Raw genomic sequence first — 15501 nt, 5'->3', positions numbered from 1 at the left:
TGTCGTATCAAAAGTTATAGATACAAAATTCTCTTTTTTGTTTTAAAGCTTGTTTAACCCGGATGATTAGCAGCTTTTTACTTTAAATCCGTAACCTTTCCGTCTACTTTGTTATTGCCTAGCTCTGCCCCTATAACCCTTTCAAAAAGAACTCTTTTTTTATTGCTATGAAATGCAGGATATGCAGTATTGGTAGTGATGTTATTATTTTTAAAAACGATTCCATCTACCGATTTCGCATAAAGTACCGGTTGATCAAAAGTATCAAACTTATTGTTTTCTATCTTGATACCAGAGTGAAAGTATTTCTTTTGACCTTTAAGATCTGGTATCTCCGGATAAATAGAAATAACCGCATTGGTAAACTGATACATACTGGTTAAAGCATTGATAAACGTATTGTTACGAATAGTAACATCTCTGCAAGATCCGGTTTCATACCAGCCATTACTATCGCCACATAACACGATGGCACTGCCCGAAGTATGATCAAATAAGTTATCAGCCACTAACGTTGGTTTTGGCGTACTAAATAGCGCACCTCTCGCTCTATTGTTACGGATCGTATTACCGGTGAAAACAACTGTTGGTGTCCATGATAAGTTTTCTATCCCAACATCCGTTTTTGATGGATCAATGTCCTTGTCCAATACATTTGTAAATTCAATTTTAAACTCTTTGATCGGATCTCCAGGATTAGATTTTATCGGTGTAATAGCAGCAATGGTATTCTTGGTATCCCATAAATCCATCGTTTTAGATTGAATAAACTGAACCGTATCTTTTAAGATTCCCCAGTCAAAACCATAAGATTGTCCTTCCATATATCTGCCAATCACCGTGCGGTCATCCAATCTTTTGATCATTTTCAGGTAGGTTCCATGAATATTGATCGCATCGTCCATCATCCCCTCATATAAACCATTTTTAGAGACAATCTCCCCTTTACATCCAGAAAAATGCGTAGCATCTGCTTGAGTAGTAAAGTATCTTGGGTCGTTTTTCCCTCTTAAACACACGCCAAAACCATCCATGTAGATGTTTTCTGTCAACTGTGCCAAAAGACCCATTCCTTCTGCATAATGCACTTTTACGTTCAGGAGCGTAATATTCTTCCCTTTATGTACAAAAATACCCGGAGTTGGACGGTTCCAGCTTCTCATGGCGATAACCGTTCCGGGAATCAGCATTTTGTTCTTCCAGTGATGCGCTTTTATCCTTCCAGGGGAAAGCTCAGTTACACCTTTAGTACCTACTCTGATATCTCCACTATTGTAAACGATATGCTTGGTCTTATTTTCAAAAGCGATCCCTGAAGTCGGATTCATCTCCCAACCTTCTCCTAAATTATAAAGGACACTATCTTTGATTTTGTAAGTTACCCAGGGAGCCGTTTCATAGATGATGGTCCCTGCGATTGGATCATTTTCTACAATCTTGATCTGCGTAATCTGTGGTTTTTCGAAATCGATACTCAGGTTTTTGATTTTCACATTCTGGCTTTCAATTAATGCCAGGGGAATCATACGGCCATGAAACATCAAGTCTGCTCCATTTCCATCCAGGGTAATGTTTTTGAAATGATCTAATTCAATACCTACGGTCTTAGGGTTATCCTGATCGTGGTTTGAGATATAGTATTCTCTTTTCAGCGCTCCTTCCGGATGAAAATTATACTTTCCTTTCTTGAACTGGATGACAATTGCATCCTGATCAGTAGACTTGCTTTTAATTTCTTTGAGTAATTTCCCCAATAAAGGGCTTATATTTTCACCGGTATTCGGTTTTATACCATAAGCGGAGAGCTGATACACTTTGGTACGAGTTTGTGCTTTTAATGGAAATATTAAACTGAAGGTTAATAGCACCAATAAGATGATTTTTTTCAAGTGATTAAATTAATTAGGGTTCATGAATTATTTACGTTTGGAAGATACAAAGTAAAAAAATAAGAGCCGGTGTGAATGGCTCTTATTTTTGACCTTCGTTTATAGTATGGTTAAAAATTAATAACCTGCGTTTTGATCATTTTTCAACAGAGGATTTAAATCCATTGCCGATTGAGGAATCGGGAACAACAGTAAACGGTTATCCCATGATTTTTTAACCACCGGGTAACCATTCGGTGCAAAGGTCTCTCTGTTCATTACAGATGCCGCATAAGTGGCGCCATAACGACGAACGTCATAAAAACGGTTCCCCTCACCTGCCATTTCGATTCTTCTTTCGTTTCTTACAAAATCAAGCGCAGCAGTCTTTGATGACATCACAATAGGTACAGCAGGCATCCCACAACGATCACGCAAATCATTTAAAGCAGTCTGAACATCAGTATCCCAACCTATGTTTTGGATACGTGCCTCTGCATAGGTTAGTAGAACTTCTGCATATCTGATGACTGGAAAATCGTCTCCTGAAGAACCTTCACCCGGATCTGAGAAGTAGGGTTGTAAAGCAACCATTTTACGCCAGCTATAACCACTTGAGGATTCGTTACCATCATTCACAAATGCCGGATCCCAACGGTAATAAAACGCACCGGAGAAATCTGTTTCATGCCATCCTTTAAAAGGAAAAAGAATCGAAGCATACAAGCGGCTGTCTCTATTGCGGAACTCTCCCATATATGGAGCACTTTTTAAATTAAGCGTAGGTACTTTTGCAATGTATTGCGTTTGATCCAGACCAGAAACCTGAGTTTCTATAGCCGCAAAGTTAGTTGCCCTGGTTTGAGTCGCGATCAATGGTCTAACGGTTTTACCATCGATATCCCAATACGCATCTACCAAATCCTGAACAGGTTTTAAAGAACTGTAACCAGATACCAGCTGACTTGGTCTCATATAGATGTAACGTGACACATCTGATTGGTTTTTTTCTGCCATATAGCCTTTAGTTACCACATACTCCTTATTATTAGTATTGGCATTCTTACCATGCCATAAGGTTTCGTAACTGAATAATCCTTTTACAAATTTATCCTTATCAATCCCTTTGGCTGCGAAATCAATGTATTGATCCATTTCATCAGCTTCCTTTTGTTGTGGAGCATCCAAAGTAGTGACACGAAATAATTCATGTTGTCCTTCGTTGATGATCAGGTTTGCTGATTTTTCGGCTTCGATAAAATTACCAAAGTACAAAGCAGCCCTTGCTCTTAGTGCCAAAGCACCAGAACGGGTAATTCTGCCTTTCTCTTTCAGGTAACCACCAGCATAGTCTTGAGGTAGTATTTCTGCAATCTCTGCCAACTCATCTAAGATGAATTTTTGCACTTTTTCTACTGGATCTCTTGGTAATGGAGGTGCATTATAAGCTAAAACCGAAGTCACCAACGGTACTTTACCAAAATAAGATGTTAGCTTCAAATAAGAGAAAGCACGCATAAATCTGGATTCCGCTTTCATTCTGTTGCGCAAATCGTTATCCATGGTACAACCCTCTACCTTTTCCAGAAAGTTATTTTGAATACGGATATCGATATAGCTGTAGCCTAAATCATCAGCAGAACTTAAAGCGTTTAACTGTGTGGCCTCAAAAGGTCCCTCCCAGGACTTCTGACTATGGCTGTTATCAGTGGTCATTTCAATATAACCATCCCAACCTGGTAGCTGACTGTAACACGCATTTAAGCCCGACCAGGCATCTTTTTCTGTCTTCCAAAACGTCTCCGCAGCGACTTCAGATGGTGGTAGTACCTCTAGTTTTTTACATCCGCCCATAAAGATCAGGACAGCTGAAGCAATGAATATTTTATTTAAAAAGGTTCTCATAATTCGTTTTTTTTATACTTCTTCTCTTACAAAGTAAGATTTAGACCAATTGACATTGTTTTAACACCGATACCTAATGCTCTTGAACTAGCGGTCTCCGGATCAAAGTCTTTCATTTTATCATCGGCACGGATGGTAAACATGTTTTCAAGATTCACAAAAATTCTAGCCGCTGAAATACCACGTTTTTTAATCAGATTATCCGAAAATTTATAACCGAAAGAGATGTTCTTCACACGGAAATAATCGGCATCAAATAAAGAGTACCCGGAAAACTCTCTGTTGTAATTATCTAAAGTACCACCACCATAAGTACGTGGATAAACTGCCTGTGGGTTAGGATTTTCTGTACTCCATCTTTTCAAATGATAAGCTCTGGCGCTACCACCCTGAAAGAATGGCACCAATGCGTCATTCTCAAAGGCAACCATCGCACCACTTATGCCTTGTCCGAATGCAGCAAAATCAAAGTTTTTATACTTTAAGCTCACATTTAAACCATAAGTATATTTCGGCACATCGTTTCCAATAATTGCTCTATCATCTCCGGTGATATCACTTTTCCAGGCCACATTTGCTCTTTGTGGCACATATTTAATGTCACCAGCATTAGGAACGCGACCAAACCTATAATACTCTCCTTTATCGATTTCCGCCTGGGAATAAAGTCCGTCAGTTACATATCCATAGTAAGAACCGATCGATTGCCCCACTTTATACATGTAATTAATTTTATCAGTACCCCTCTGATAGATCATATTATCAGAGCTGCCTAAATCAACAATCTTATTGGTATTGACCGACATATTTCCGCCAAATGAATATTGGAAATCACCAACCTGATCTCTATAGTTTAAGGCCAGCTCAAAACCTTTGTTTTGTACCTTACCGATATTTTGTGATGGTCTTTTATCAGGATCTATACCTACTTCTAACGGAACATTATAGGCCATCAAAATATCGCTTGTATTTTTGATATAGTAATCAGCAGTCACCGATAACTTATTACCTAACAATTCTAAATCAAGTCCGATATCAGTGATCGCTACCTTTTCCCAACCTAATTTGCTGTTTGCTGGCTTCGACTCGGAGATATCCGGAACCACCTGATCTTCAAAATTGTAACCCAGGCCATTGTTATACGTTTGGAAATAATCGTAATTACCAACATTGTTGATGTTACCCAACACCCCATACGAACCTCTCAATTTCAATAAATTGATCCAGCTTACACTTTTCATAAAAGCCTCTTCAGACACTAACCAACCGGCAGAAAACGAAGGGAACACTCCCCAACGAGAATCTTTATAGAATCTGGAAGAACCGTCTGTTCTGATGTTGGCTTCCAATAAATAGCGTCCTAAATAATTGTAATTCAAACGTCCGAAATAAGAGGCAAGATTGAATTGATAAAGCCCCCCTTTATTGGTCAGATCCGCACCTGCGGAGGAACCCGCACTTAAATCTTCTAAATTATCTGTAGGGAAGTTTTTGCGCGAAGCTTCTAAACCCTCGAACTTATTATGTTCGTAAGAAGTACCTGCAAGTACTGAAAAGGCATGTTTCTCATTCTTCCAGTCGTATTTTGCTGTTGCGGTGTACAAAAAACGAGATTTGCTACCCCATACCATCTTCATTTGGTTAACAGTAGCTCCGGTACCTGGTATCTCAGCTTTTGAAAAGTAATTCAATGCATTCTCTTGCAAGGCATCATACGTTTTCTTCTTATCTTCTGTTCCGGTATAAGAACCCTGACCACTAATCGTTAAGCCTTTTAAAGGTTTAAGATCAAAACCCAGATCTATAATCGTATTGGCCGAGTTTTTATGCTCCCAATCTTTTCTGTTTAAATTACGAAGTGCATTATTTCTGATGAAACTTTGTGAACCAATTACACCACCATTTATCGTACCCCAATCTCCATTAGTATGACGCGCTACCATAGTAGAAGGAACCGCTAAGATCTGGTAAGTGTTAGTTGCACCATTCACGCGATCGTTTTGCGTATTAATGTAAGAAACATTGCTATTTAAAGTCAACCAGCTTGTCACATCCGAAGAAAGCTTCGTTTGCAGGTTGTAACGTTTTGCATCCTGACCTGGCATAAACTGGTCATCATAAAGGTAACCAAGACTAGTAAAATAGCGGATCTTTTCTGAGCCACCACTAAAATTCACAGCGTGTTGTGTCGTGATTGCCGATTTATCCAATACTAAATCAGTCCAGTTGGTATTCGGATATAAATCTGGTTTCGAGCCATCTTTAAACCATCCAATTTGTTCCGCAGAATATAAAGGCGCAACACCACGGTTTACCAAACCTTCGTTATACAACTCTGCATATTCCCAGGAGTTTAGTAAATCTGGTTTATAAGTAGCTGATTTAGCACCTACAAAACCGTTATACGAAATCGTCATTACCCCATTTTTTCCTGATTTGGTAGTCACCAATACCACCCCATAAGCGGCACGGGAACCATAAATAGAGGCTGAAGAAGCATCTTTAAGAAAAGAAACCGATTCTACGCTATTTGGATCCAAACTCGAAAAAATAGTCGCATCTGAGATGACCCCATCGATCACAAATAATGGAGAAGAGGTTTCAAAGTTACCCCGACCGCGGAAGTTAATCGCTGGTGCTTCACCTGGACGAGCAATGATCGTTACCCCAGGAACTTTACCTTGTACAGAGGCCATTAAATTGGTATTGGAACGATCTTTAAGATCCTGAGCGTTCACTGTAGCTACAGATCCGGTTAGGTTTATCTTTTTCTGAGTACCATAACCTACAACCACTACTTCTCCCAATTCTTCTTTCTTTTCCATCAATTTGATGGTAATCGAACTCTCATTGCCCATAGTAACCAACTGTGTGGTATAGCCAATCATCGAGATTTCTAAAACATCACCTTTATTAACGTCGATACTAAACTCGCCGTTTCCATTGGTAGAGACTGCTTTATTGGTGCCCTTTACTTTAACGGAAGCACCGATCAATGGTAAGCCCAATTCATCGATGATCTTTCCATTTATAGCGGCAACCTTTATTGGAGCTGCGATCTGTTGAAAAGCCAGCTTTTTCTGTTGTTTAATGATAATGGTTTTGCTTTCTATTTCGTAAGAAAATGGTTGATTAGAAAACACCTGTTGCAAAACCTCAGCAAGCGTTGCATTTTTTACCTGAATGGTTACCGGATTGGCATTTTTAAGTAGGTTTTCTGTGTAGAGAAAGTTATAGCCGCTTTGGCTTTTAATTTCCCTGAAGATGGTTTTTAGTGCTGCATTAGAATTAGATAGGCTGATTCTTTGTGCATAACCGGCTGCACTCACCTGCATGATGGAGGCGATGATTATAACGGTGGTTAAACGCATAATTAATAATAATTTTTGGCATAAGCGTTGGTAGACACCAAGCTTCCCCGGATAATTTTTATACATTAGTTTAAGGTTTGGTTATTTGCATTCTGCCTCTTGTCGTCGAAAACTACGGGCATTATGCAATTCAGTTGATTTAATTAATTGTATCCAAACTCAACCGGGGGTGTTCATAGCACCTCTGGTTCGTTTTTCCTATTGGCATTAGTTTTTCTGTCGTATAATTCTTTTCATGTTTTTTTTGATATGAATACTCTGTTGATTAATAATATAATTTTTAGCTCTTTTATGGATTAGTGACACTAGTCACAAATATTTTTCTGCCTTCGATCTTGAATTTTACCGCGCCAGTTCCCGCTAATACATCCAAAACTTTAGACACCTTATCAAATCTGGAAACGCCCCCTCCGAATTTCTCCCTGGACTTCTCCCCTACATACACCACTTCGACATTGTACCAGCGTTCCACCATTTTCATGACGTTTTCAATAGATTCGCTTTCAAACATAAACTCGTTGTTCTTCCAGGCCAGATCAAGCACCTCGTCGGCAGGCCCTACCACAAAATCCCCTTTGGCTAACAAAGTGGACTGTTGACCAGGCTTTAACATTTTAGACGTCACCTGACTAGAAACCTGTACGCTACCTTTTACCAGGGTGGTTTTTATTGGCTCATTTGCATATCCTTTTACATTGAATTGCGTACCCAGAACTGTTATTCGTTGCTTATTTGTTGTCAGGATGAAGGGATGTTTTACATCCTTAGCTACCTGAAAATAGGCCTCTCCTTCCAGTTCAACCCTTCGTTCTGTGTCATTCAGGAAGGAAGCCGGATATTTTAATTGCGAAGCGGCATTTAACCAGACCTCTGTTTTATCTGGCAACCGTACCCGATAAGTTTCACCATTAGCCGTTGAAAGGGTATTTATTTTATTCGATGCCGCATCGACAGGATTACTCACTTCATAGATCAGCTCGCCCTCAGCAGTTTTCGTAATGGTTACGCCGGCTTCTTTTGCCAGCTCGCCGTTATTGGAGGTATTTAATTTGATTTTTTTACCATTGGCTAAAGTTAAGGTGGCACCAACGGAACCCGGAGCAAGGTCCTGGGTAACGACTTGCTGCTGACCTTGATTAATATCAGGTTTTCCTAAATAAAACCAACCTGTTCCAATAACTATAGCTATTGCAGCAGCGGCAGCAAATTTGGGCCAAAGTGTAACGGTTGTAGCTACCGGGTTGATTGCGGCTAAAGTCTTTTGCCGGATTATAGCAAGGTCTTCTTTAATTGCTTCATCAGGAATATCAACTGACTTATCTAGATTCCATCCTGCATACCAGGTCTCCAACAAAGCTTTCTCCCGCTCATTGCATAGTCCCTGATCATATTTATGAATTAGATCTTCAATTTCTTGTCCGTTCATGGTTTTGGCTGATGCAAAGCTGTTATAACCCGCATACAAACACTAAAGACAATGTAAACTAAGCCTGGGGGTAATGAAAAAAGAGTTTTTTTTCTAAAGGACTAGAAAAAACATAGAACCAAGCCTAATGCGTAGCACTTTTAAGGCATTGTTCACGGTCGTTTTTACCGTTTGTTCGGAAATATTGAGTTGAGTTGCGATCTCTTTATGAGATAAGAAGCCCTTGCGGCTTAATTCAAATATTTCTCTGGTACGTGCCGGAAGTGCTGTTATTTCCTGATCAATGATCAAGGTTAACTGTTTCAATCTTACCAAATGATCCGTAGAAAAGCTATTTTCAACTTCCAGACACTGGATCGCTGTAACATACGCTTCATTCAGTTTTTTCTTCGTCAACAGATTAAATATTCTGTTGCGAACCGACATAAATAAATAACCGGATAGCGTGGTTGAAATGAGCAGTTCTTTCCTTTTTAACCAAAGTGTAGTCAGCAATTCCTGTATTAAATCCCGGCACTCTTCCCGCTCTTGCAGGCGCTTAAAAGCATGAATATAGAGCGGGCCATGGTATCGGTCAAAAATTTCAGCAAATGCAACCTCGTCATCGTACTTTACTAAATCAACTAGCTCCTCATCTGTATATTTACTGTAATCCACCATTTAAAATTATCCATTTCGAAACTACATAAAAATAATAACTAATTGCAATCAACTCCATCAGCATTTGATTGATCAGAAAAAAGGAGATGGGATCTTTTAGTCTGTCAGGATGTTTTTTAACTTAAAGACGGCTTCTTCCATCAATTTGCGACTAAATCCTGTAAATCCCAGAATCAGTGCCTTAGGATGTTTAAAAGCCACAGAAAGTTCGTCAACCGCATATATAAAGATACCATTGGCCCTTGCTTTCCCAGCTACAGCGCTGGCATCTTTGTCCGTTAACAACCAGGCCACCAAATGCATTCCTGCATCTGTAGTCTCTACCCGAAGCTGATCTCCAAGTTGCTGTTTCAACAAAAAGACCAGTTCCTCCTGGGCCTTTCGGTAAACCAATCTCATCCTTCGCAGGTGTCTGGAGTAATGCCCTCCGAGGATAAATTCCGTTAAAATAGCCTGATCAATTATCGGGCTTTGCCGATCTATAACCGCTTTAGCAATTGTAAATTGTTGTGCAAGAGCTACCGAAGGTAACACCATATACCCAATCCTCAGTGCAGGAAATAAGGTCTTATTAAAGGTGCCCACATAAATTACTTTTCCAAAAGTATCCAATCCTTTAAGCGCTGGAATTGGTCTGTTCACGTACCTGAACTCACTTTCATAATCATCTTCTATGACCCACATATTTTGTTTTGCAGCCCATTTTAGCAGTTTTATCCTTTCCATTAGCGGCATCGTTTCTCCCAGAGGATATTGATGAGCTGGCGTTACATAGGCAAGCTTTGCAGCAGGAAATTGCTGCATAGCAAAATCCAGGTCCATACCTGAAGCTGAAATTGGAACCGGACATATTTTAGCACCAAAACGAGAAAAAGCTGACTTTGCTCTCAGAAAACCAGGGTCTTCCATCCAGCATTGGTCGTCTGTTTTTAAAAGTAGTTCGGCAATGAGGTGCATGGCCTGACTGGAGCCATTCACCAAAACAATCTGGTCGGCCCTGCAGTTGATTGAACGATTAATCCGAAGGTAATCTGTGAGCGCTTCCCGCAAGGGAAGATAGCCCTGCGCACTATCATAACCCAGATGTAATTCATGAATATTCCGGTACACATTAGCCGCAATCTTTGCCCATATCTGGAATGGAAAATCAGGCAAAGAAGGTATGGAAGGCTGAAAAGGCAACATCGCTTCCTGTCCAATATAGTTTAAAACAAATTTCGCATGTAAAGGTAATTCGTTAGTTTCAGGAACAACAAAAGGCTTTTCTTCGGTTATTAAAACCTTTTTCAACTTCCTGATACTGGTTTTCAACTCATTAAGTTGCTCACAAACATAGGTACCATCACCAGTTTTACTACTTAAAAAACCTTCTAATGTCAGTTGTTCAAAAGCCAGTAACACGCAATTCCTGGAGATACTGAATTCCGTAGCCAGACTTCTGGTAGAGGGCATCCGGTCTCCATGTTTAAGCATCCCATCAAAGACACCCCGCTTAATCTCGTCATACAGTTGAATGTAAAGCGGGGTTTTAAGTGTACGTTCCAGATTAATAAAAGTTAGCAGGATCTCGGGCGATATTTTGCTCATAAATTGGCTCTATTAATTCCTTATATAATGGCTCTTTTTAAAGAACCAATGTAAGCTTAGTTTTGCAGATAACAAATCAGCTGTTCCGATCATGCCAAAGACTATTCCGCATCCCCTACTTACTACACTTACTTTAGGCATTTTAACCGCCATTGGATCTATCTCCATTGACATCTATCTCCCGGCTTTTAGTGTGATGTCTGCTTATTTCAAAGTCCCCATGGTAAAGATAGAAAGTACCATAACACTGTTCCTGTTTGGGATGGCCTTTGGTCAGTTATTCATAGGCCCACTTTCTGATGCCTGGGGAAGAAAGATTCCTTTAAGAATAGGCCTGGCAGTTTACATTGTTTGTAGTGTTTGTTGTATGTTAACGAACTCTTTTACCTGGTTGCTGGCATTAAGGTTTATACAGGGTCTGGCCGGAAGCTCCTGTCAGGTGATATGCAGAGCATTGGTGAATGACTTGTACAAAGGCAGAAATGCGGCCCATGTTTTCACGCTACTACAAATTCTAATGGGCATTTCACCAATTCTGGCCCCTATGATCGGAGGCATGCTATCCGATGAATCGACCTGGAAGTTTTTATTTTTGATCATGGCCCTGATTTCAGGAGTTGGACTGCTGGGATGTTTAACTGTTCTGCCAGACGGCAAGCCCGCCACTGAAAGTAGGGAGCTAAATTTTCAAACCATCCGATACGGCTACCTTCAATGTATCAAGCATCCAGCCTTTGTAAATTATGCTTTAGTCAGGGCGGTTAGTAATAGCGCAGCTTTTGCCATGATTACCGGCTCTCCATTTGTATTCACCAAAATTTATTCTCTGACACAAAAACAATTCGGCTTCACATTTTCCTTATTCGCTGTAGGAATTATCTCTGCAGGGCTGATCAATACCAGGTTACTAAAACACTTCGAAGTTAAAGTCATTACAAAATTTGCATTGATCTTTCAGCTGATCACCGGGGCGATAATGATTTTAGCAATTTATTTTAATGGGCCCTTCTATTTACTGCTTGCAGTTGCGTTTATATTCCTCGCTATGCTAGGTCCGATTTTACCAAATACAACCGCTTTGTACCTGGCTTCCCTACCTACATTTACAGGTTCAGCATCAGCATTAATAGGATCTCTGAGCTATTTATCAGCTTTCCTGATTACTTCAATACTAAGTTTACTCCATAACAATACTGCTTACCCTATGATCTCCACCATGTGGGCCTGCACAATCATTGCTTTGAGTTGCTTGCTTTATAGAAAAGGTATTCATAACATTTAGATTTTTTATCCGATTAAAAATTATTGCAGTCTCCGTTTTCGCCTTTTGGCGGGATATGATCCGGATAATTGCGATTTCCTCTTCCAAAATTCAGGAGATTCCAATTGGAATTTTAAAATTATCTGTTTTTATGACGATTAGATCGTATTTTTTTCACCTACAGATCAAGGGATTAAACCAATAAATCATTTAAAATCAAATTTAATCACCTGTTGATGCAGAAAAGCTGCATAATTTTTCTACTTTTGCAATCCCGAAACAAGGGAACATAATTGATTCCGTAGCTCAGCTGGTAGAGCATTACACTTTTAATGTAGTGGTCCTGGGTTCGAATCCCAGCGGGATCACAAACAACAGTATCAAAAAGACTTAAAGCCTTGCAAATCAAATGATTGCAAGGCTTTTGTTTTTGGTGGATATATCAAAATATGCATAAAATCGCATATAAAATGAGCGTCATTCGGGGCGTTGTTCTTTAATTTATCAAACTCCCCTAATTTAAATTAATCATCTGGTATTCAGCTAATTCATAATCTGAACATCTTGTACACTTAGACCTGCAAAGCTAATTTTGTTTAACCTTAATGTTATCGTTATGAAAACTAATTTTAGCGTACTTTTCTTTTTGAAAAGACCAAAGAACTACAAAAAAGGTGATGCCTATTTTATCTTTTTAAGAATTACAGTAGACGGCATCCGTTCGGAAATGTCTACCAGCAGGTGTTGTGAGCCGGAAAGGTGGAATGCCAAGGCCGGAAAAGTGATCGGAACAAAAGAAGACGTCAAAACCCTGAATACTTATCTTGAAAAGATTAAATCAGAAGTATATACAGCGCATACCCTACTCAGTGTGGAAGGAACTCAAATAACTGCCGAGACTGTAAAATGTAAATACTTAGGCAAGGAAGAAAAGTCACATACCATTCTGGAAGCGATTAAAATCCACAATGAAAAAATGAGTGCATTGGTGGAACGGGACGAATATGCAAAAGGAACACTTAAACGGTTTGAGGTGTTGAAAAGGCATGTTACTGATTATCTGCTGCACGAATACAACAAGAAAGATTTAGATGTAAGGTATATCGATCATGAGTTTATTGATAGGTTTGATTTCTATCTGCATACCAGCAAAGAAAACGACACCAATACAGCAAATAAGCACCTTAAAAACCTTAAAAAGATCATAACCATTTGTCGTAAATATAAATGGATCAGCACTGATCCTTTCTTTGGTCATGTATTAAAGTCTAAACCAGTACACAGGGAATATTTAACCGCTGATGAATTACGTAAAATCACTGAAAAACAGTTCAGCACTGCAAGGCTATTCCAGGTACGTGACTTTTTCCTGTTCAGTTGTTATACCGGGCTTTCTTATGCAGACGTTCAAAAACTTAAATTATCAGACATAGGCATTGGCGTTGACGGGGAACGCTGGATATTTACCTACAGAAAAAAGACAGATACAAGGGTTGCCATTCCATTACTGCCAATAGCGGCAGGTATTCTTGACAAGTATAGAGGTCATCCTTTTTGCCTGAACAATGATAAAGCACTGCCGGTTTCCAGTAATCAAAAGATGAACGAATATTTGGTTGAAATTGCGGCTCTTTCGGGTGTAAACAAGGTCTTAGGCAATCGCATCGCTAAACGGACATTCGGAACCACAGTTACTTTAATGAACGGTGTACCTATCGAAAGTGTGTCTAAAATGCTTGGACATACTAACATACGCACTACTCAATTATACGCTAAGGTACTTGATAACAAAGTGAGTGAAGATATGGCTCCGCTTATGGAAAAATTCGTAACTCAACATGCCAAGGCAAATGAAGTTACAGAAACTAAAATAAGTGCAGATGTAGCCTTGTTGAGAGAAAAATATCAGCAAGCAATATAATAATGGAAGCCTGAAACGCAATTTGTGTTTTAGGCTTTTAATCCTCGATACCAATCGGCCGAGAAGAAAATGTGCGAAATTACACAGGTTAAGTCCAAGTCGAAGGAAACCGGGATAAAACTCTCCGTAAATGCCAAAAGCGAGAACAGTGGGCGGGATTTGAGCTCTGGGGTTTCGCAGGCCACAAATGTGAGGGGAGAAAAGAAATCAATAAACTGATATCTATTCCCCCTTGTTATGCAAATTCCTACGGTCAATTTCCTTAAAATACTCATCCTTCGTATGTAATTTATATTGGAATATTAATCAGCTTAAAAAGGCATAGAAACTTTGACTGAGGTTTAAACTATCTAATTGTAGAGATCAATTTCATACCCTTATCAAGAATAATCGGTAATTTTGATCGTGAATTAGATTAGGATTTTAATAAAGTTAATAAATACTCCGATGTTCAAAATTATAGCCAATCAAGGTAGAAATGAAATTATATAAGTATGTTCACCCAGATAGAATAGACATTTTATTAAACGCTGTCATCCGTTTTTCACAAGCAGAAGCATGGAATGACCCATATGAGTTTCAACCCTACTATCAAGACCATATAGTGAAAAATCCTTTGAAACTACTTCACGAATTTTCAAAGATTGTTATCGATTATACAGATAATGGAACAGTTCCATCATTAGAACAAATTGAAAACTATGAAAAGGAACGAACAAGGATAACAAATAATGATATTTATAAATATTTAAACAAGAAAATAATTGCCCTTTCCTTAACCGAAGAAAGAGACAACCTGCTTATGTGGTCACATTACACTAATAGCCACTCCGGATTTGTGATTGAATTGAATACAGATACGGATTTCTTCAATAGCAATGATAGGTATTTATATAAGGTTAAATATGGGAAAGATAGGCCGAACGTAAAAACTAACGAATTTGGTACTTTAGTAGTCGAGTTGGTAAATTTGATAACCGAAAATAAAGCTGTACCTACAGCACGACTTAAAGAATTATCTAAAGTCTTCAAAAAAAGTTTAGATTGGTCTTATGAGAAAGAATGGAGGCTTATCACACTTACTGAAAACGCAAATAATTTTAAATCTTTTGAAGATAACTTAAATACACTTTATTTAGGCTCGGATCACTACGAAAGATTATACATCGCATTATTGCAATTGCCTCTTGAAACTATTTCGGCAATTTATGTTGGTGCAAGAGCTTCTTTTAATTTGAAAAGAAAGCTCTACTTATTAACCAAATACAATCACTTATACTCACATATCAAGATAATGACTACAAGTATAGATGATAAGGAATTTAAACTTAATCATAGAGAAATGAAGGATCTGGATGTTTTAAAACTTGCAGAATTAAAACTTGATGTAAACAAGATAACCAAATGGCAGCGTCTGACCAACCCTTACTTAAATAATTACTACAATGAAATAGCGGATATTAAAAAGTTAAATCCTACAAGCGATAAAGGTACCCAAAAGC

9 protein-coding genes and 1 tRNA gene are annotated in these 15501 nt (G+C 38.8%); 4 read left to right on the top strand and 6 right to left on the bottom strand.

Annotation, left to right across the window (positions count from 1 at the left end):
• Positions 1 to 77 precede the first annotated feature (77 nt).
• From R2Q66_RS17935 to R2Q66_RS17910, 6 genes are all read right to left on the bottom strand, one after another.
• On the bottom strand, positions 78 to 1889 hold the full coding sequence (locus R2Q66_RS17935) for a hypothetical protein (RefSeq protein WP_316751555.1): 1812 nt from the start codon (positions 1887 to 1889) through the stop codon (positions 78 to 80).
• Between the two features lie 117 nt (positions 1890 to 2006).
• Complete coding sequence (locus R2Q66_RS17930) at positions 2007 to 3773, bottom strand: RagB/SusD family nutrient uptake outer membrane protein (protein ID WP_316751553.1); 1767 nt, start codon at positions 3771 to 3773, stop codon at positions 2007 to 2009.
• A 26-nt stretch (positions 3774 to 3799) separates the two neighbouring features.
• Positions 3800 to 7210 carry a TonB-dependent receptor gene (locus tag R2Q66_RS17925; RefSeq protein ID WP_316751551.1) on the bottom strand — a complete coding sequence of 1137 codons (3411 nt, stop codon included), beginning with the start codon at positions 7208 to 7210 and terminating at the stop codon, positions 3800 to 3802.
• Between the two features lie 223 nt (positions 7211 to 7433).
• The gene (locus R2Q66_RS17920) at positions 7434 to 8570 is read right to left on the bottom strand and encodes a FecR family protein (RefSeq protein WP_316751549.1); all 1137 of its coding nucleotides are present in this window, start codon (positions 8568 to 8570) and stop codon (positions 7434 to 7436) included.
• A gap of 93 nt (positions 8571 to 8663) precedes the next feature.
• Positions 8664 to 9230 carry an RNA polymerase sigma-70 factor gene (locus R2Q66_RS17915; protein WP_316751547.1) on the bottom strand — a complete coding sequence of 189 codons (567 nt, stop codon included), beginning with the start codon at positions 9228 to 9230 and terminating at the stop codon, positions 8664 to 8666.
• Positions 9231 to 9326: 96 nt separating this feature from the next.
• Positions 9327 to 10817 (bottom strand): PLP-dependent aminotransferase family protein, encoded by a 1491-nt coding sequence (locus tag R2Q66_RS17910; protein WP_316751545.1) that lies wholly within the window; start codon positions 10815 to 10817, stop codon positions 9327 to 9329.
• Between the two features lie 91 nt (positions 10818 to 10908).
• On the opposite strand from R2Q66_RS17910, the gene R2Q66_RS17905 reads away from it, so the two are divergent.
• The 4 genes from R2Q66_RS17905 to R2Q66_RS17890 all read left to right on the top strand — a co-directional run.
• Positions 10909 to 12099 (top strand): multidrug effflux MFS transporter, encoded by a 1191-nt coding sequence (locus R2Q66_RS17905; protein ID WP_316751543.1) that lies wholly within the window; start codon positions 10909 to 10911, stop codon positions 12097 to 12099.
• Between the two features lie 274 nt (positions 12100 to 12373).
• Positions 12374 to 12446: transfer RNA gene (locus tag R2Q66_RS17900), tRNA-Lys, on the top strand.
• 248 nt (positions 12447 to 12694) lie between these two features.
• Entirely contained in the window at positions 12695 to 13999 is a 1305-nt protein-coding gene (locus R2Q66_RS17895; RefSeq protein WP_316751541.1) for a site-specific integrase, read from the top strand.
• 478 nt (positions 14000 to 14477) lie between these two features.
• Positions 14478 to 15501, top strand: a 1024-nt coding sequence (locus tag R2Q66_RS17890) for a DUF2971 domain-containing protein (RefSeq protein ID WP_316751539.1), incomplete at its 3' end; no start/stop codon positions are given.

The sequence above is a fragment of the Pedobacter gandavensis genome (assembly GCF_032677645.1).
Classification (GTDB): Bacteria; Bacteroidota; Bacteroidia; order Sphingobacteriales; family Sphingobacteriaceae; genus Pedobacter; species Pedobacter gandavensis_A.
Note: the sequence above shows the minus strand (reverse complement) of the source record. Positions and strands in the feature narration are given on the sequence as shown.

Coding starts and splice junctions, on each gene's coding strand:
- R2Q66_RS17920 (WP_316751549.1), bottom strand. CDS start 8,570: ATGAACGGACAAGAAATTGAAGATCTAATTCATAAATATGATCAGGGA.
- R2Q66_RS17915 (WP_316751547.1), bottom strand. CDS start 9,230: ATGGTGGATTACAGTAAATATACAGATGAGGAGCTAGTTGATTTAGTA.
- R2Q66_RS17925 (WP_316751551.1), bottom strand. CDS start 7,210: ATGTATAAAAATTATCCGGGGAAGCTTGGTGTCTACCAACGCTTATGC.
- R2Q66_RS17895 (WP_316751541.1), top strand. CDS start 12,695: ATGAAAACTAATTTTAGCGTACTTTTCTTTTTGAAAAGACCAAAGAAC.
- R2Q66_RS17930 (WP_316751553.1), bottom strand. CDS start 3,773: ATGAGAACCTTTTTAAATAAAATATTCATTGCTTCAGCTGTCCTGATC.
- R2Q66_RS17910 (WP_316751545.1), bottom strand. CDS start 10,817: ATGAGCAAAATATCGCCCGAGATCCTGCTAACTTTTATTAATCTGGAA.
- R2Q66_RS17905 (WP_316751543.1), top strand. CDS start 10,909: ATGCCAAAGACTATTCCGCATCCCCTACTTACTACACTTACTTTAGGC.